This window comes from Streptomyces natalensis ATCC 27448 (assembly GCF_000935125.1).
Taxonomy (GTDB): Bacteria; Actinomycetota; Actinomycetes; order Streptomycetales; family Streptomycetaceae; genus Streptomyces; species Streptomyces natalensis.
In genome coordinates this window covers 83,613-100,819 of record NZ_JRKI01000045.1, presented here as the reverse complement: position 1 = coordinate 100,819, position 17,207 = coordinate 83,613, and the positions used below count along the sequence as shown (strand labels likewise).

The following is a 17,207-nucleotide window of genomic DNA, read 5'->3' as shown; positions in this document are numbered from 1 at the left end:
GTCGGCCGATGACCGCTGCATACGCCACCTATCGCCGGGTGATCGCCCTGGGCGGGCCGCTGCTGCCACTCGTCTCCTTCCTCGGCCGGCTGCCGACCGCCATGTGCCAGCTCGGCAGCCTGCTGCTGGTGGCCGAGACCAGCGGTTCGCTCACCACCGCCGGTCTGGTGGGCGGCGGGGCAGACCGCGGCCGGGCCGCTGATGGGCCGGCTCGCCGACCGGCACGGCCAGCGTCCGGTCGTGCTGGCCGCCTGCTGGCTCAACGCGCTCGCGGTCGCCGCCCTGGTGGCGGCCTCCCTGGCGCGGATCGCGACGCCGCCGCTGGCGGGTGGGGGCACCTCCCTGCTCGAGCGAAGTCGAGAGCTTGGGGGACGGCCTGCTGGCCGGGGCGAGCGTGCCGCAGATCGGGCCGCTCGCCCGTACCCGCATGGTGGCGCTGGCCCGTCGTGCGGGCGCCGACGACCGGCTGGTGGGCGCCGCGCTGTCCTTCGAAGGCACCCTGGACGAGGTCTCGTTCGTGCTGGGTCCGGCGCTGGTCGGGCTGGCCGCCACGCTCGCCCGTCCGGCCGTCGCCCTCGCGCTGGCCGCCGTCCTGCTCGCCGGCTGCGGCTCGGCGTTCGCCCTGCACCGGACGGCGACCGCGCTCCGGCCCGCCAAGGCCCCCGCCAAGGCCCCCGCCAAGGCCCCCGCCGGGGTCCGCCGTGCGCGCACCCGGCTGCCGGGCGGGGTGTGGGCCATGCGGGCCTCGATGGCGCTCCAGGGCGCCATGTTCGGCGCCTGCCAGGCCGGGATCACCGCGCTCACCGCCCACCTCGGGCGGCCCGCACAGGCCGGACTCGTCTACGCCGCGATGGGCGTGATGAGCGCCGCCGCGGGTCTCTCGCTGGCCCTGGTGCCCGCCCGCATCGGACTGCCGGCCCGGTGGCGGGCGGCGGGCGTCGCACTGGTCGCGCTGTCGGCGCCCCTGCTGTGCGTCCGGACGCTGGGGGCGCTGTATCTGGTCGTCGTGGTCCTCGGCGTGGCCTTCGCGCCGCATCTGATCACCGTCTTCGGGCTGACCGAACGGGCGGTGCCCGCCTCCCGGCTGGCCGAGTCGATGGCGTTCTTGACCAGCGCGGTGGTCGGCGGCCAGGCCCTGGCGCTGGCGCTCTCCGGGCGGCTGGCCGACGCCTACGGGCCGCAGGCGGCCTTCGCCGTGGCCGTCGGGGCCGCCGCCCTGATCCTCGCCGTCGCGGCCGCCACCCGGCCGACCGCTGCGGCCCGCCCCGTCACGCGGGCCGTTGCAGCACCAGCAGACTCCGCCCCGTCAGCGTCAGCAGATCACCGGCCTTGACCTTCGCGCCCTGCCCGTCCGCCACCGCCCGCGGCCGGTCGGTGTCCACCACCACCTGCCACTGCCGCCCGTGGTGCGCCGGCACCGTGAACTCCTTGTCCTGCTCATGCGCGTTGAACATCAGCAGGAAGGAGTCGTCCGAGACCGGCTCCCCGCGCGGCCCCGGCTCCGAGATGGAGCTGCCGTTCAAGAACACCGTCAGCGCCTTGGCATGAACCGACTGCCAGTCGCGCGTCCCCATCTCCCCACCCTCGGCCGTGAACCATGCGATATCGGACAGATCGTCGTGCGTCCCCTCCACCGGCTGCCCCTGGAAGAACCGCCGCCGCCGGAAGACGGGATGAGTGCGCCGCAGCCACACCATCTGCCGTACGAAGACGAGCAGTTCCCGCTCCTCGTCCGGCTCCTCCTCCGGGTCCGCGGTGGCGCCCTCCCCGGCGCCGCCGCCCTCCGGCCAGTGCACCCACGCCAGCTCGTTGTCCTGGCAGTACGCGTTGTTGTTGCCGCCCTGGCTGCGGCCGAACTCGTCCCCGTGACTGAGCATCGGCACCCCCTGCGACAGCATCAGCGTCGCCAGGAAATTGCGCATCTGCCGGGCCCGCAGCCGGCGCACCGAGGGATCGTCGGTCGGCCCCTCCTCCCCGCAGTTCCACGACCGGTTGAAGCGCTCGCCGTCCCGGTTGTCCTCGCCGTTGTCCTCGTTGTGCTTGTCGTTGTACGCGACCAGATCGTGCAGCGTGAAGCCGTCATGGCAGGTCACGAAGTTCACCGAGGCCAGCGGCCGCCGCCCGTCACCCTGATAGAGGTCCGACGACCCCGTCAGGCGCGAGGCGAACTCCGCCAGCGTGCGCGGCTCGCCCCGCCACAGATCCCGCACAGTGTCGCGGTACTTGCCGTTCCACTCCGTCCACAGCGGCGGGAAGTTGCCCACCTGATAGCCGCCCTCGCCCAGGTCCCACGGCTCGGCGATCAGCTTCACCCGGCTGACCACCGGGTCCTGATGCACCAGATCGAAGAACGACGACAGCCGGTCCACCTCGTGGAACTGCCGGGCCAGCGTCGCTGCAAGATCGAACCGGAACCCGTCGACATGCATCTCCTGCACCCAGTAGCGCAGCGAGTCCATCACCAGTTGCAGCACCTGCGGAGAGCGCATCAGCAGGGAGTTGCCGGTGCCGGTGGTGTCCATGTAATACCGCTTGTCGTCCGTCAGCCGGTAGTACGAGGCGTTGTCCAGCCCCCGGAACGACAGCGTCGGACCCAGGTGGTTGCCCTCGGCCGTGTGGTTGTAGACCACATCGAGGATCACCTCGATCCCCGCCCGGTGCAGCGCCCGCACCGCCGTCTTGAACTCCAGCACCTGCTGCCCGCGGTCGCCCCAGGAGGCATACGCATTGTGCGGTGCGAAGAACCCGATGGTGTTGTAGCCCCAGTAGTTCGTCAGTCCCGCGTCCACCAGACGGTGATCGTGGACGAACTGATGCACCGGCATCAGCTCCAGGGCGGTGACCCCCAGCTTCGTCAGATGGTCGATGATCGCCGGATGCGCCAGCGCCGCATAGCTGCCGCGCAGCTCCTCCGGCAGCTCCGGGTGCAGCATCGTCAGGCCCTTGACATGGGCCTCGTAGAGCACCGTCTCGTGATACGCGGTCCGCGGCGGACGGTCGTCGCCCCAGTCGAAGTACGGATTGACCACCACCGAAGCCATGCTGTGCGGCGCCGAATCCATGTCATTGCGCGCCTCCGGACTTCCGAAGTGGTAGCCGTAGACCGCCTCGCTCCAGTCGATCCGCCCGCTCACCGCCCGCGCGTACGGGTCCATCAGCAGCTTCGCGGAATTGCAGCGGTGTCCGCGCCCCGGCTCGTAGGGGCCGTGCGCCCTAAAGCCGTAGCGCTGTCCCGGCATCACCCCGGGAAGGTAGGCGTGCCGCACGAAGGCATCGCTTTCGCGCAGCTCGACGGCGGTCTCCGACCCGTCGTCGTGCAGCAGACACAGCTCGATGCGTCTCGCGGCTTCGGAGAACACCGCGAAGTTGGTGCCCGCCCCGTCATAGGTGGCACCCAGCGGATACATCTGTCCCGGCCAGACCTGCATGCGTAGACTCTTCCACCTTCTCGTCGGGCTGCGGCGACTCCACGACACACGTCCGCGGACCGAAGCGAAATCCTTCCCCAGCCAGGTCCCGCCGGGCGGAATTTCACGGCATCTTCGCTGGAATGTGGGCAATGGGTCGCGATGTCGGATGGTCGTACGAGGACGTCTCAGGCCCCGCCGGGGGCGTACGGTCAACGGCCCGCCCGCCGGAACACCCCATCGCGTGGGACGGGGCCCGCCGCACCCGGCTCCCTCCGACGTCACGGCTATGAATCCGCTCACTCCCCGGCCGCACCCGGGCGGCAACGCACCCCGCGTTCCAGGGGAGTTGGCCGCGGACTCGGACCATCCTGCTGCACCGCCCCCCGCGCCGCAGTAGTCTGCCTTGATCGTTGGCACGGGGGTTCGGAAGGCGGTGGCAGGTGAGCGGCGGGCTGGAGTTGCCCCCTGGTGACGAGAGTCGCGAGGGTCATGAGGGCGGCTCCGTCGACGCACCGCCCGGCGCGGTGTCCCTGGCACGGCCGATGGAGATCGGGGCGGAACTCGACTGGGGCGCCGAGGCATGGAGCGAGGTGCGCACCCGCGCCCGCCGGGCCGGCCGCGCCTACATCTGGCTGAATCTGGTCGAGCAGCGGCTGCGGGCCGTGGTGGCGGCCGTGCTGCGCCCCGTCTACGAGCCGGTGCACGGCGACGAATGGGTGATCGCGGCGGCCGGGCCCGCCGGGCAGGAATGGGTGCAGCGCGCGGTCGCGGTCCGCGAGGTCAGCCGCCGCAAGGGGTATCTCCTCGACCCCGCAGACGACAACATCCTCAGCTTTCTGACCCTGCCCCAGCTGCGCGAGCTGATGGTCCAGCACTGGCCCTGTTTCGAGCCCTACTTCGACGACCGCCGCGAGGTCGAGCTGGCCCTCGACGAGCTGGAGGTCGCCCGCAACATCGTCTCCCGCAACCGCGCGCTGTCGCGCACCGTCCTCGCCCAGGCGGAACGGGCCTCGGCCCGGCTGCTCGACATACTGGGCTCCGGCACCGGCACCCGGATCTCCGGCCGGCTGCCCATCGACGCGGTCGAGGACCTCGTCGGCGACCGCTACGCCGATGTCGTCGGCGTCCACCCCGACCGGGTGCGGCTCCAGCGCCAGCTCCCCGCCGAGGATCTCTTCGGCAGCGCCCGGCGGCTGGATGCGGTCGGCATAGGGCTGAACCTCCTCGTGCAGAACTACTCCGGCCGCCGCCTGGTCCGCCTCGCCGAATCCGGCTGCCGTATCCGCCTGCTCTTCCTCAACCCCGCCAGCAGCGCGGTCCGCCGTCGCGAGCGCGAAATCGGCCTGAAGAAGGGCGAGATGAGCCGCTCCATCGAGATGAACATCCTCCATATGCGGCGGGTACGGGCCCGGCTGCGCGACCCGGGCGCCTTCGAGATCCAGGTCTTCGACGAGACCCCTCGCTTCACCGCCTATCTGGTCGACGGCGACGGGGCGGACGGTCTGGCGGTGGTGCAGAGCTATCTGCGCAAGAGCCGCGGGATGGAGTCACCGGTACTGGTGCTGCGCGGGGGCGGCCGCGACATCGTGCGCACGGAGGGGCGTGACGGGGAGCACGGGCTCTTCGAGGTCTACCGGGAGGAGTTCGAGAGCGTGTGGGCGGATTCGCGGCCGGTGTCGTGAGGGGTGCTGGGGCCTGTCGGATGGGTCGGGCCCGGCCAGGACCCATCGGACAACAGGCCCTAGGGGCCTCGTGGGGCGTGCGGGGGCCTCGCCTACGGGCTCTCGGGGTGCCCGCCGTCCACCCGCAGTTCGATCCCGTTGACGTAGTCGGCGCGCGGGCTGGCCAGATAGGCGACCGCGGCCGCGACGTCCTCGGGGCGGCCCGGCCGGCCCGGCCGGCCCGGCTGCTCTCCCGCCGAACCGTCGATGCGCTCCTTGTCCGTCACGATGACCCCGGGGCTCACACAGTTCGCGGTGACCCCGGTCCCCGCGAGATGGTGCGCCAGGCTCGTGGTCATGTTCACCATCGCAGCCCTGGCCGCGGAGCGGCCGGCCGCGCCGGGCGGCGACGCCCCATGGGCCCGGCCGCCGATGGTGATCACCCGGCCCCAGCCCGCCTGCCGCAGCGACGGCAGCAGGGTCTGGGCGACCCGCACGGTCGGCAGCACATTGCCCTCGAAGGCGGTGTGCCAGTCGGCCGGACCGGCGCCGTCCCAGTCGCCCCCGGTGAACGGGCCGGCGCTGTTGACCAGGATCCGGGCCCCGAAGTCGCGAGCGGTGACCGCGACCTCCTCGGCGACACCCGGCTCCGTCAGATCGCCGAGCACCACCTCGGTGCGCACCCCCCGGGCCGCGACCTGCTCGGCCACCGCCGCGGCGGCGGCCGCGTCCCGGCCGTGGACGAGGACCGCGCAGCCCTCGTCCGCCAGCGTCCCCGCAACCGCCGCCCCGATCCCCGAACTGGCGCCCGTCACCAGCGCTCCGCGTCCTGCCAGCCGTAGGTCCATGCGGTCAGGGTAGGGGCGGACGACGGGCCGTGGCTGCCGTGCCGCGACGGGCGGCCGGGGGATTGTCAGTGGCGCATGCGAGAGTGAAGCGGAAACGGGGGATGTACGACCGAAGGAGGGGCCGGCCATGAGTTGGCATCAGGAGCTGCTGGTCAGTTTCGACCTGGAGACCACCGGGACCGACGTCGAGCGGGACCGTATCGTCACCGCCGCGCTGATCCGCCTGGAGGGGGACGGCCGGGTGGCCCGCAAGCAGTCCTGGCTGATCGATCCGGGGATCCCGATTCCCGAGGAAGCGGCGGCCATTCACGGCATTTCAACCGATTACGCCCGTGCGCACGGCAGCCCGCCGGCCGCCGCAACAGAAGAGATCACCGAGGCGCTGGCCGAAGCCCTGCGCGCGGAGATCCCACTGGTGGTGATGAATGCCCGCTACGACCTCTCGCTGCTCGACCGCGAGTGCCGCCGCCACGGCGTACGGACGCTGACCGAGCGCCTGGGCCATGCGCCCGCACCGGTCATCGACCCCCTGGTCCTGGACAAGCACGTGGACCGCTACCGCAAGGGCAAGCGCGCGCTTCAGGCACTGTGCGGCCATTACGACGTGCGGCTGGACGGTGCCCACGAAGCGGGCGCCGATGCGGCGGCCGCGGCCGGTGTCGCCCGGCGCATCGGGGAGAAGTACCCGGCCGTCGCGATTCCCTCGCCACGCGCCCTGCACGCCCTCCAGCAGGAGGCCGCCGCCGACCAAGCCGCCTCCTTCCAGGCGTACTTGCGGCGCTCCGGCGATCCGGCGGCGATAGTCCAGGGGGCCTGGCCGCTCATCCCGTACCAGGCCCCCTGAGCACCGGCCCGACCACCGGCGTCAGAACGGATACCACCGCACCGTCGCGTCCTTCTCACGCAGCGAGGCGATCCGGCGGCGGAATTCCTCACGGGCCGCGGGGTTGCCGGGCGCGTGCTGGGAGACCCAAGCGCAGCTCGCCGTCTCCCGGGCCCCGCGCAGTACGGCGCAACCCGCCCAGTCCCGCACGTCCCAGCCGTACACCGCCACAAAGGTGTCATAGGCATCCGCCGCCAGCCCGTAGCGGTCCCGGCTCAGCGCCATCACCACCAGATCGTGTTCGCGCAGATCGCAGGAGAAGGTTTCCAGGTCGACCAGCACCGGCCCGTCGGGCCCCACATGCACGTTACGCGGCAGCGCATCGCCGTGAATGGGGCCGCGGCCCACATGCGGTTCCAGCGCCGACGCGGCCGCCGCGAACGCATCACGGCGCCCGCGCAGATACTCCGCGTCCTGCGCCGAGACGGCCTCGCCCGCCAGCCGCAGCCAGCGCTCGACACCACCGAGGAGTTCGCGCCGCGGGAGGGCGAACGGCGGTTCCGGCAGCGCATGGACCACCTTCAACAGTGCGGCGAGATCGCCCGGACCGGCGGGGCGGACGGCCTCCGGGAGCCGTCGCCAGTACGTCACGGGATGCCCGTCGACCACGGTGGCCTGCGGTTCGGCGGCCCGTACAGCCGGTACGCCGACGGCCTCCAGCCAGCGGGCGACGTCCAGTTCCCGCTCGGCGCGCTCCAGCAGCTCGGCGCTGCGGCCCACCCGGACGACCGGCCCCCGCTCGCCGAGCGCGAAGACGGCGTTCTCACCGAGCGAAAGCAGCCGGGCATCCGCCGCCGCCTCGGGCCGCCCGGCCGCGGCCAGGACGCCCCGGGCGCGCGCCTCGGTGAAGGCGGCGGTGGTCGTCTCGGTCATCGAGTTCCTCCATGGATACTCCGCCCTTCAAGACGGAGAGGAAACGGACTTCTGCGGAGCAGGGCAAGGAGCGGGGTTTCGCCGCCAGGGCGAAAGACCGTGCTCTGATCCGCAGATTTGATCTTTACCTGTGCTCTCACTAGTTTGTGAGCATGCCCAGGACATGCGTGAAGCGGGCGTTCAAGTACCGCTTCTATCCGACCGATGCGCAGGCAGCCGAGCTGTCGCGCACGTTCGGCTGTGTCCGGAAGGTCTACAACATGGCGCTCGCCGCCCGTACAGAAGCGTGGGCGCGACAGGAGCGGGTCAACTACAACCAGACCTCCGCGATGCTGACGGCGTGGAAGAAGACCGAGGAACTGGCCTACCTGAACGAGGTCTCCTCCGTCCCGCTTCAGCAGACCCTGCGTCACCTCCAGGTGGCGTTTACGCACTTCTTCGGCAAGCGGGCGAAGTACCCGCGCTTCAAGTCGCGGAAGAAGTCGCGGAAGTCCGCCGAGTACACCACCAGCGGTTTCCGCTTCCGTGACGGGAAGATGACGCTGGCCAAGATGTCCGAACCGCTGGACATCGTGTGGTCCCGGCCGCTCCCGGAGGGGGCAAAGCCGTCGACGGTGACCGTCTCGCAGGACGCGGCCGGGCGCTGGTTCGTCTCGATGCTGTGTGACGACCCCACCGTCAAGCCGCTGGCTGCGACCGATACGGCCGTCGGTATTGACGTGGGCCTGGACCACCTTCTGACTCTGTCCACCGGGGAGAAGATCGCCAATCCCAGGCATGAGCGCCGCGACCGGGCCCGGCTCGTCCTGGCCCAACGCCGCCTGGCGAAGAAGGCCAAGGGCTCGGCGAACCGGGCGAAAGCCCGGCAGAAGGTTGCCAAGGTCCATGCCCGCATTGCCGACCGGCGGCGTGATGTGCTGCACAAACTCACTACCCGACTCGTGCGTGAGAACCAAACGCTCGTGATCGAGGATCTGACCGTGCGCAACATGGTCAAGAACCGGAGCCTGGCCCGCGCAATCTCGGACGCGGCGTGGTCGGAGTTCCGGAGCATGCTGGAGTACAAATCCCAGTGGTACGGGCGGGAAGTGATCGCGGTTGACCGCTTCTTCCCCTCCTCCAAACTGTGCTCCACTTGCGGCACCCTCGCCGAGGCGATGCCGCTGCACGTCCGTACCTGGACGTGCGACTGCGGCACGACCCACGACCGGGACGTGAACGCAGCGAAAAACCTGCTGGCTGCCGGACGGGCAGTGACAGCCTGTGGAGCTGGTGTAAGACCTCAACGGAGAACTCCGGGCGGGCAGTCAGCGACGAAGCAGGAAACCCACGGGGCGACCCGTGGAATCTCCCGCCTTTAGTCGGGAGAGCGTCAACGTGGTGCCTCCTGCGGTGCGGGAACGCCCTCAGTGTCGCAGGTCGCCCGCGCCCGCCCGGAGACGTCCGCGGAGGAGGGGGAAGGGTCGCCCCCACGGAATCCGACCTGATGCTTGACGGCGCACACCCCCGTCACGACGATGACGGTGGCCGACGGCCCACAGATACCACCCGCCGGACCGGGGGCTCCGCCCGACGGGCCACGGTCCATCAGTTCTTCCTGGTCTTGGGCCTGGCCCTGCTGCTGAACGGGAACCTGCAGCTGCGCTGGGCGGCCCGTGCGCTGGCGATCATCCCGTGGGCGATGCCGGAGGTCGTGGTCGGCATCATGTGGCGGCTGGTCTACCACCCGGACGCCGGTGTGCTGCACGAGACGCTGCGCAGCCTGGGCCTGACCGGTTGCGGCGACGGCCGCGACCGGTTGAGCGGGCCGGCCACGGCCCTGCCCGCGGTCATCGTCGTCGGCAGACCACCGTCTCGCTGCTGGCCGGGCTGCAAGGCGTCTCCCAGGAGTTGCACGAGGCGGCGGCCCTGGACGGCGCGGGCACTTGGCGTTGCTTCCGTACGGTCGCCTGGCCTGTCCCGCAGTCCGTCGCCCTCGCCCTCACCGCCCTCAACTTCATCTGGAACGTCGATTCCTTCGCCCTGGTGTTCGTGCCGACCGACGGTGGTCCCGGTGGCCGCACCCGGCTGCCTATGGTCTTCGCCTACGAAGAGACATTCCACTGCGGGCAGTTCGGATACGCCACCGCCATGGGCCTGGCGGTGGTCGCGGTGATCTCGGCCCTGCGGCCGCCTATCTGGCGGGTCGGCTGAAGGGGGACGACGAAAGATGATGAGCCGAGCAGGCCCCGCGAGCCCAGCGCCGCTGGTGGGCCGCACGCGCCGCCGTACAGCCACCGCCGCCCGCTCCGGCCAGTATGCCGCTCTCCTCGGCTATCTGGACTTCCTCGCTAGACCCTGTCGGGCGCCGCGGCCTGCCCGTACTAGGAGGAGGCGATGGCCTTCATTGGGTTCCTCCTCCGCCCGCACGAACATGGTCCGACTGGCTGTTGCCGACCGGCTGGCAGGCGTTCGGCCACCCGTCGCTCCCCTCAGCCTGGCACGGCTGAGCCACCGGTACGGCCCTCGCGGGCACCCTGCGTGCCGCGCCCGCCCAGTCCGTATGCGGCTATCCCGAGTGGAAGAACAAGATTGCCCCCCGGCCTCCAGGAGTACTTCAGCGGCGCGATCGGCAAATGGACGGGCTGCGTCAACCACCAGTCGAGGACGGGAACTTGGTGCTCGCCCGCTATCAGAGGTGAGGCGCTCTCAGGGGGATGCAGGGCGCGAGGAGCCGAGCGCTGCTAGCCGCCCTCTATTACACCGCGATTGCATGAACGTAAAGGGAGTTGAGTCGCTCCGCGTCAACTATGTGACTTCTTTGCCCTGCTCTGTGAACTATTGGGCTTTTGTAGGGTTGTTGCTTATGTCACACGACCGGACGGCGCTTGAATTGACCCCGTCAATCCGACAGGGTTTCGAACCAGCCCGTCGCAGATCTTCCGGTCTCGTCGGGCCCTTGCGCAACGCTTTCCCCCCACATCACGAACGAGGAGAACCCTCGCAATGGATCACAAGCGTTCCAGCAAAAAGCGGCTCATCACGGCGATAACCGCCGCAGTTGCCGCCACTGGCATCGCCGCCGTCACCGCCGTCACCGCCGGCGCTTCGACCGCTCCCGCCGAGGGCAAGATCTACGGCGCCCAGGCCAAGGGTGCCGTGAACGGCAGCTACATCGTCATGCTGAAGAATTCGGTCCGCACCGCCCAGAGCGGCGACCTCGCCTCCAAGTACGGCGGCAAGCTCAAGCGGAACTTCTCCTCCGTAGACGGCTTCTCGACCAGCGGTATGAGCGAGGAGGACGCCAAGCGCCTCGCCGCCGACCCGGCCGTCGACAAGGTCGTCCAGAACCACACGTTCCACGTCGACGGCACCCAGGACAACCCGCCGTCGTGGGGTCTGGACCGCATCGACCAGACGGACACCCAGGGCGACAAGAAGTACAACTACCCCGACAGCGCGGGTGAGGGTGTCACCGCCTACGTCATCGACACCGGCATCCACATCAGCCACAAGGACTTCGAGGGCCGCGCGTCCTACGGCTTCAACGCCATCGACGGCAGCAACAAGGCCGAGGACGACAACGGCCACGGCACGCACGTCTCCGGCACCATCGGAGGCGCCGCGCACGGTGTCGCCAAGAAGGTCAAGCTCGTCGGCGTCAAGGTCCTCAAGGGCGACGGCTCCGGCACCACCGAGCAGGTCGTCGCGGGCATCGACTGGGTCACCAAGAACCACAAGGGCCCCTCGGTCGCCAACATGTCGCTCGGCGGCGGCGCGGACGAGGCGCTCGACGCGGCCGTGAAGAAGGCCATCGACTCCGGTGTCACCTTCGGTGTCGCGGCGGGCAACGAGTCCACCGACGCGGGCCAGGGCTCCCCGGCACGCGTGAAGGAAGCCATCACCGTGGCCTCCAGCACCAACAAGGACGAGCAGTCCGACTTCTCCAACTACGGCAGCGTGGTCGACCTCTACGCCCCCGGCACCGACATCACCTCGGACTGGAACGGCAGCGACGACGCCACCAAGACCATCTCCGGTACGTCCATGGCGACCCCGCACGTCGTCGGTGCCGCCGCGGTCTACCTGGCCGACCACAAGGACGCCAAGCCCGCGGACGTCGAGAAGGCCCTGACGGACGGCGCCACCCCGGACAAGATCAGCAACCCCGGCGCCGGCACGCCCAACAAGCTGCTGAAGGTCATCAAGTAACCATCCCGGCGATTCGGTAACGCCGGCAGCCCGGCTTCACCCGACAGATCGGCGCCACCCGCCGGCCGTCGTGCTCTCCCCCACGGAGCGCGACGGCCGGCGGCTTTTTTGTGTCCATGGGTGGTGCCCGCGTGTGGTGTGCGCGTGTGGTGTCCGCGGTTTGTGGGTGCGTTGTGCGGGTGCGTGTTGTGCGCGTGCTGCGCGCGGAGTTATCCACAGGAGGTTGCCTCCGGAAAACGCTCAACACCCCACCCCGCTACGGTCGGTGACATGCACGGAGGACTGCCGTTCATCGGCATCAGCACCATCGTCTACGGCGTGATCGGCCTGACCGTCGTCACCGCCGCCGCCATCCGCAGGACAGGGGGAGCTCATCATGCACACCATCACCGTCATCGTCCCCGCTCACAACGAGGAGGAGGGACTGCCCGCCACACTGGAATCGCTGGCACGGCAAACCGTCCCACCTGACCGGATCCTGGTCGTGGACGACGCCTCCACCGACCGCACGGGCGAGGTCGCCGCCTCACACGGCGTCACGGTCCTTCGGCCGCCCCGCAATCTCGGCAGCAAGGCCAAGGCGCAGAACCACGCCCTTCCGCACTGCACCACCGACCTCGTCCTGGCCGTCGACGCGGACACCGTCCTCGCACCGGACTACATCGAAAGGGTCGTCCCGGTCTTCGACGACCCCACCGTCTCGGTCGCGGCCGGCACGGTCCGCACGCGCCATACCCGAACGATCTGGGAGCGCGGCCGCTCCACCGAATACCTCTTCGGCTTCCACTGGCAACGGCCCATCCAGGCCCGCGCCAACAGCCCCATGGTGTGCTCGGGTTGCTGCTCCGTCTTCCGACGGGACGATCTGGTGGCCTTCGGCGGTTTTCCCGAGCGGACCATCGTCGAGGACATGGACTACACGTGGTCCCAGCAGATCGCGGGTCGGCGCGCGGTCTATGTCTCCGATGCCGTCGCCCTCGCCGCCGACCCCGAGGACCTCACCTATCTGCGCAAACAGGTCTGGCGCTGGATGGCCGGCTTCTGTCAGAACGTCCGGCTGCACCTGGGGCGGTTGATCCTGCACAAACCCCTGCTGGCGGTCTGGGTGCTGCTCGCCCTGCTGGAGATTCTCACCGCGCCCCTGTGGTGGGCCACTCCCTTCGTGGCCGCCGCGACGACGGGTCGGTCCCCGGCGCTGACCTTCGCCTGGTGGGCCGGGGCCGAGCTGGTGCTGACGGCGCCACCACTGATCTACGCCGCCCACCGCCGCAAACTCCCGCTCTCCGGCGTGCTGGTGAACCTCCCCTGCGTCTACGCGACCAAGGCCGTCAACCTCGTCTACGCCTGGAAGGCCCTCGTCGTGGAGCTGCTGCTGGTACCGCTCCATCTGGCGCGCGGCCTGACCGTCTACGAAAAGGGCCGGGCCGATTGCCGCCCGGCGGTGCCGGCGGGTGCGTCGGCCGCGGCAGTCCCGTGAACCGGCGGATGCACCGGCGCTTCCCGGCGCAGGCCCGCCACTCGGCAGCGGTCAGGCGCTCAGCGCCGTCAGCTCCGGCCCCACGCGGCGGGCCTCGTCCGCCTGGTCGTAGCGGCGCAGCAGCAGCCGGGCAAGCTCGGGTGCGGCGCCGAGCACCGGGGCGAGGATGTCCGCGCCGGCCTCGCGAGCCCCGGCGGCGATGCGGTCCGGCAGAAAGCCGGGCGCGATGACGTACGGAGCCACGGCCACCCGGGCGGCGCCTGCGGCCCGCAGCTCCCGTACGGCGTCGGCCGTGCGGGGAAGAGATGCGGAGGCGAACGCAGGTCGCACGGCACACCAACCAGCGGTGCGCCGCCACTCCCGCGCGATTTCAGCGATCACTGCGATCGCCTCCGGGTCACTGGAGCCCGCCGAGGCCAGCACGACCCCGGTCGAGCGGCGGTCGCCGGGCCGCAGCCCGGCCTCCTCCAGCCGGCGCTCCAGCGCGGCGGTCAGGAGGGAGGACGGGCCGAGTACCTCGGCCTGATGGACGGTCAGCAGGGGCAGCCGCAGTGTGGCCTCCCGCAGGACCGCAGGGATATCGGACTTCGCGTGAAAGGCGCGAGTGAGGAGGAGAGGAAGCGCCACCACATCCCGTTCGCCCTCGGCCGCGAGGCGCTCCAGCACCTGGGGCACGCTGGGCGCGTTGAAGTCGAGATGACCGGCCTCGACGCGCAGCCCCGGGCGCAGCGACCGCACCCGCGCACAGAGCGCGGAGACGGTCGCCGCGTGCCGCGGATCGCGGCTGCCGTGGGCGATGACGAGGAGAGTGGGGCGCGTGGTCATGGTCGGCTCGTGGTTCAGCTCTTGACGAGGAGGCCGCGGCTGCGCAGGACCCGGCGCTCGATCGGCGCGAAGATCAGCAGCTCGATACCGATACCGACGATGAGGATCAACAGGATCGCGGACAGCACCCAGGACATGTCCCCGGTCTCCCGGCCCTGCTCCAGCATCTGGCCGAGGCCGGTGCCCAGGTCGGGGGCGTTGACGATGAGTTCGGCGGCCATCAGGGAGCGCCAGGAGAAGGCCCAGCCCTGCTTGAGGCCGGCGATGTAGCCGGGGAGCGCGGCGGGGAGGAGGACATGCCGTACGCCCGCCAGGCCGGTGGCGCCGATGGTGCGGCCGGCTCGCAGATAGAGGGGGGAGATCTGGTCGACGCCCGCCACCAGGCCGTTGGCGATGGAGGGGACGGCACCGAGCAGCACCACCGCATAGATGGTGGCGTCGCTCAGCCCGAACCAGATGATCGCCGCCGGGACCCAGGCCACCGAGGGGAGGGACTGGAGACCGCTCAGGATCGGGCCGAGCGCGGCGCGCACGACCTTGACGCGGGCGACGACCAGGCCGAGGACCGTACCGATGGCCACCGAGGCCAGGAAGCCGAGGGCGCCGCGGGAGATGCTGGTCCACACATAGCCCAGCAGCGTGCCCTGGAGCCACTTCTCCTGCACGGAGCGGGCGACGTCGAAGGGGCTGGGCAGCAGATAGTGCGGCTTGAGCTGGAGGTGGTAGGCGAGCTGCCACAGCCCCAGCACGAGCGCGATGGCGATGAGGGGAGGGAAGGTCTTTGAAGCGATCGTACGCAGCCACGGCTGACGGGCGACGACGGTGGATTCCAGGGCGTCGAGCCCGGCCTCCAGACCGGCGAGGTCATGGGTGGTGTCGCCCGCGGCGGTGGCCCTGGTGGCCGCGCCGGCGGCCGGACCCTCGGCAGTCGCACCGTCCTGGGCGGTGGTTTGCGCGGCGGCGGACTGGGCCTTGGTCTCAGTGCTGGCCATGGCGGCGGATCTCCCCACGGAGCTGTTCGGTGATCTCGACGGAAAGGTCGGCGACCGCGGCGTCCTCGATACGGCGCGGCTGCGGGATGTCCACCTGCCACTCGCGGGCGATCCGGCCGGGACGGGAGGAGAGCAGCACCACCCGCTGGGCGAGCCGTACGGCCTCGCGGACGTTGTGGGTGACGAAGAGGACCGAGAGACCGCCCGTGCCGGAGGCGCTGTCGTTCGCGGCGCTCCAGATGCGGGTCAGCTCGTCGTGCAGCACATCGCGGGTGATGGCGTCGAGCGCGGCGAACGGCTCGTCCATCAGCAGCAGTTGGCTGTCCTGTGCGAGCGCCCGGGCCATGGCGACCCGCTGGCGCATCCCGCCCGACAGCTCGTGCACCCGCTTGCCGTATGCACCGCCCAGCCGGACGAGTTCGAGCAGCCGCTCGGCCTCGGCGCGGCGCTCGGCGCGCGGCACCCCGCGCAGCCGCAGCGCCAGTTCGATGTTGCGGCCCCCGGTCAGCCACGGGAAGAGCGCATGCTCCTGGAACATCAGGGCCGGCCGCCCGCCCGGCGTCTCGATGCCGCCGGACGACGGTGCATCCAGGCCCGCCACGAGATTGAGCAGGGTGGACTTTCCGCAGCCCGAGGCCCCCAGGAGGCAGACGAATTCGCCCGGTGCGACATCGATGCTGATGTCGTCCAGCACATGCTGCTGCGCGCCGGGGCGGCCGAACGACTTCGAGACATGGTCGATGCGAGCGGCGTACGAAACGGTGCCGGCCGGGGCCGTCGGGGCGGGCTGCTTGGCGAGAGTGGTGGTCGTCATCGGTGTCACCTCCTGGGGGACTGCGGTGCTACGGGTGCGAGGGCTGTCAGCTGCCGAGACCGGCGTCGTCGACCGGCGCCTTGCCCTCGGACTTGAGCACCTTGTTCAGCAGGGTGAGGTCGTAGATGCCCTTGAGGTCGGGCTGCTTGAGCAGGCCCGCCTTGACGGCGTGGTCCGCCTCTTCCTGGAGGGTGGCGGCCAGCGGGTCATCGGTGATGTCGACGTTCTTGAACGCCGGGTCGATGACATTGCCCGGCAGCGCCTTGCCGGCGAATTCCGGGTCGGCGAGCTGGTCGTTGAGTGCCTGCCTGGCCTCGTCCGGGTGCGACCGGATCCAGGCGTTGGTCTTCACCGAACCGCGCAGTACCGCCTCGACGGCCTTGGGGTGCTCCTTGAGGAACTTCTGGGAGACGATCACGTTCGTGATGACGAACTTGCCGTCCTTCCACAGCTTCTTCTCGTCCAGGATCGTCTTGCCGCCCGCGGCGACGAGCTTGGAGGCTGTCGGCTCGGGCACCCAGGCGCCGTCGATGGAGCCCTGCTGGAACGCGGTCGGCGTCACCTTGTTGTCGGTGCGCTGGACGGTGACATCGCCCTTGCCGCTGGTGGCGTCGACCTTGTAGCCCTTGCCGGCGAGGAAGTTCAGCAGCGCCACGTCCTGGGTGTTGCCCAGCTGCGGAGTGGCGATCGTCTTGCCCTTGAGGTCGCCCAGACCCTTGATCTTCTTGGGGTTGACCACCAGCGAGACACCACCGGACGCCGACCCGGAGATGATCTTCAGGCTCTTGCCGTGCGATTTGGCGTAGCCGTTGATGGCCGGGGAGGGGCCGATCCAGCCGATGTCGATGGCGCCCGAGTTGAGGGCCTCGATCTCGGCGGGGCCCGCGTTGAAGGTGGACGTCTTCACCGCCGTGCCGCCCAGCTCCTTCTGGAAGAAGCCCTGGTGCAGTCCGATCAGCGGGGTGGCGTGGGTGGTGTTGCCGAAGAGTCCGATCCGGACGTTGGCAAGACCGTCGGTCTTGGGGCCCTTGGGGGCGACCTTGGCGGCGGTGGGCTTCTTGGCCTCGGAGCCGTAGCTGCAGGCGCCCAGCGCGCCTATGAGGAGGGGGACGGTGGCGGCGGCCGCCAGCAGGCGGTGTCGAACGGCAGACACGGGAGGAGTTCCTCTCGGAGGGCCGGGCCCATCAGCGCCCGTCTAAGGCGCGCCCGGCAAAGCGATGGATCTTCGGAAAG

The 17,207-nt window shown here is 70.4% G+C and carries 12 protein-coding genes and 3 pseudogenes; 8 read left to right on the top strand and 7 right to left on the bottom strand.

Annotated elements, in window-relative coordinates:
* Positions 1–8: 8 nt before the first annotated feature.
* Positions 9–1,333 (top strand): annotated as a pseudogene (locus tag SNA_RS29145) (MFS transporter).
* Here the strand turns inward: SNA_RS29145 and glgX are convergent.
* The gene (glgX, locus tag SNA_RS29140; RefSeq protein WP_030068965.1) at positions 1,269–3,428 is read right to left on the bottom strand and encodes a glycogen debranching protein GlgX; all 2,160 of its coding nucleotides are present in this window, start codon (positions 3,426–3,428) and stop codon (positions 1,269–1,271) included. The pseudogene SNA_RS29145 and the gene glgX sit on opposite strands and share 65 nt — an antisense overlap.
* A gap of 422 nt (positions 3,429–3,850) precedes the next feature.
* On the opposite strand from glgX, the gene SNA_RS29130 reads away from it, so the two are divergent.
* On the top strand, positions 3,851–5,092 hold the full coding sequence (locus tag SNA_RS29130; RefSeq protein ID WP_044367544.1) for an SAV2148 family HEPN domain-containing protein: 1,242 nt from the start codon (positions 3,851–3,853) through the stop codon (positions 5,090–5,092).
* Between the two features lie 92 nt (positions 5,093–5,184).
* Here the strand turns inward: SNA_RS29130 and SNA_RS29125 are convergent, their stop codons facing one another.
* Entirely contained in the window at positions 5,185–5,919 is a 735-nt protein-coding gene (locus tag SNA_RS29125; RefSeq protein WP_044367542.1) for an SDR family NAD(P)-dependent oxidoreductase, read from the bottom strand.
* 127 nt (positions 5,920–6,046) lie between these two features.
* Between SNA_RS29125 and SNA_RS29120 the strand changes: the two genes are divergently transcribed.
* Positions 6,047–6,763 carry an exonuclease domain-containing protein gene (locus SNA_RS29120; protein ID WP_030068969.1) on the top strand — a complete coding sequence of 239 codons (717 nt, stop codon included), beginning with the start codon at positions 6,047–6,049 and terminating at the stop codon, positions 6,761–6,763.
* Between the two features lie 21 nt (positions 6,764–6,784).
* On the opposite strand, the gene SNA_RS29115 is transcribed toward SNA_RS29120, so the two are convergent.
* A complete protein-coding gene (locus tag SNA_RS29115; protein ID WP_030068971.1) occupies positions 6,785–7,675 on the bottom strand; it encodes an aminoglycoside phosphotransferase family protein in 891 nt (296 codons plus the stop codon).
* Between the two features lie 152 nt (positions 7,676–7,827).
* Between SNA_RS29115 and SNA_RS29110 the strand changes: the two genes are divergently transcribed.
* The 5 genes and pseudogenes from SNA_RS29110 (at position 7,828) to SNA_RS29095 (ending at position 13,343) form a co-directional block, all read left to right on the top strand.
* Positions 7,828–9,036: an RNA-guided endonuclease InsQ/TnpB family protein gene (locus tag SNA_RS29110; protein ID WP_037792317.1), complete on the top strand. Its 1,209-nt coding sequence runs from the start codon at positions 7,828–7,830 to the stop codon at positions 9,034–9,036.
* 218 nt (positions 9,037–9,254) lie between these two features.
* Positions 9,255–9,888, top strand: a pseudogene (locus tag SNA_RS29105) (carbohydrate ABC transporter permease); the annotation flags it as partial.
* A gap of 121 nt (positions 9,889–10,009) precedes the next feature.
* Positions 10,010–10,356: pseudogene (locus SNA_RS45455) on the top strand (sugar ABC transporter substrate-binding protein); the annotation flags it as partial.
* 304 nt (positions 10,357–10,660) lie between these two features.
* Positions 10,661–11,866 (top strand): S8 family peptidase, encoded by a 1,206-nt coding sequence (locus SNA_RS29100; RefSeq protein WP_030068974.1) that lies wholly within the window; start codon positions 10,661–10,663, stop codon positions 11,864–11,866.
* Positions 11,867–12,242: 376 nt separating this feature from the next.
* Positions 12,243–13,343, top strand: coding sequence for a glycosyltransferase family 2 protein (locus SNA_RS29095; RefSeq protein ID WP_030068976.1), 1,101 nt, complete (start codon positions 12,243–12,245; stop codon positions 13,341–13,343).
* Positions 13,344–13,394: 51 nt separating this feature from the next.
* On the opposite strand, the gene SNA_RS29090 is transcribed toward SNA_RS29095, so the two are convergent.
* The 4 genes from SNA_RS29090 to SNA_RS29075 are packed head-to-tail and all read right to left on the bottom strand — an operon-like array spanning position 13,395 to position 17,127.
* Positions 13,395–14,168 carry a sirohydrochlorin chelatase gene (locus SNA_RS29090; RefSeq protein ID WP_030068978.1) on the bottom strand — a complete coding sequence of 258 codons (774 nt, stop codon included), beginning with the start codon at positions 14,166–14,168 and terminating at the stop codon, positions 13,395–13,397.
* A gap of 14 nt (positions 14,169–14,182) precedes the next feature.
* The gene (locus SNA_RS29085; RefSeq protein WP_030068980.1) at positions 14,183–15,160 is read right to left on the bottom strand and encodes an ABC transporter permease; all 978 of its coding nucleotides are present in this window, start codon (positions 15,158–15,160) and stop codon (positions 14,183–14,185) included.
* Entirely contained in the window at positions 15,147–15,974 is an 828-nt protein-coding gene (locus SNA_RS29080) for an ABC transporter ATP-binding protein (protein ID WP_030068981.1), read from the bottom strand. Before SNA_RS29080 ends, SNA_RS29085 begins: the two co-directional genes overlap by 14 nt.
* A gap of 46 nt (positions 15,975–16,020) precedes the next feature.
* Complete coding sequence (locus tag SNA_RS29075; RefSeq protein ID WP_030068983.1) at positions 16,021–17,127, bottom strand: aliphatic sulfonate ABC transporter substrate-binding protein; 1,107 nt, start codon at positions 17,125–17,127, stop codon at positions 16,021–16,023.
* Positions 17,128–17,207: the final 80 nt, after the last annotated feature.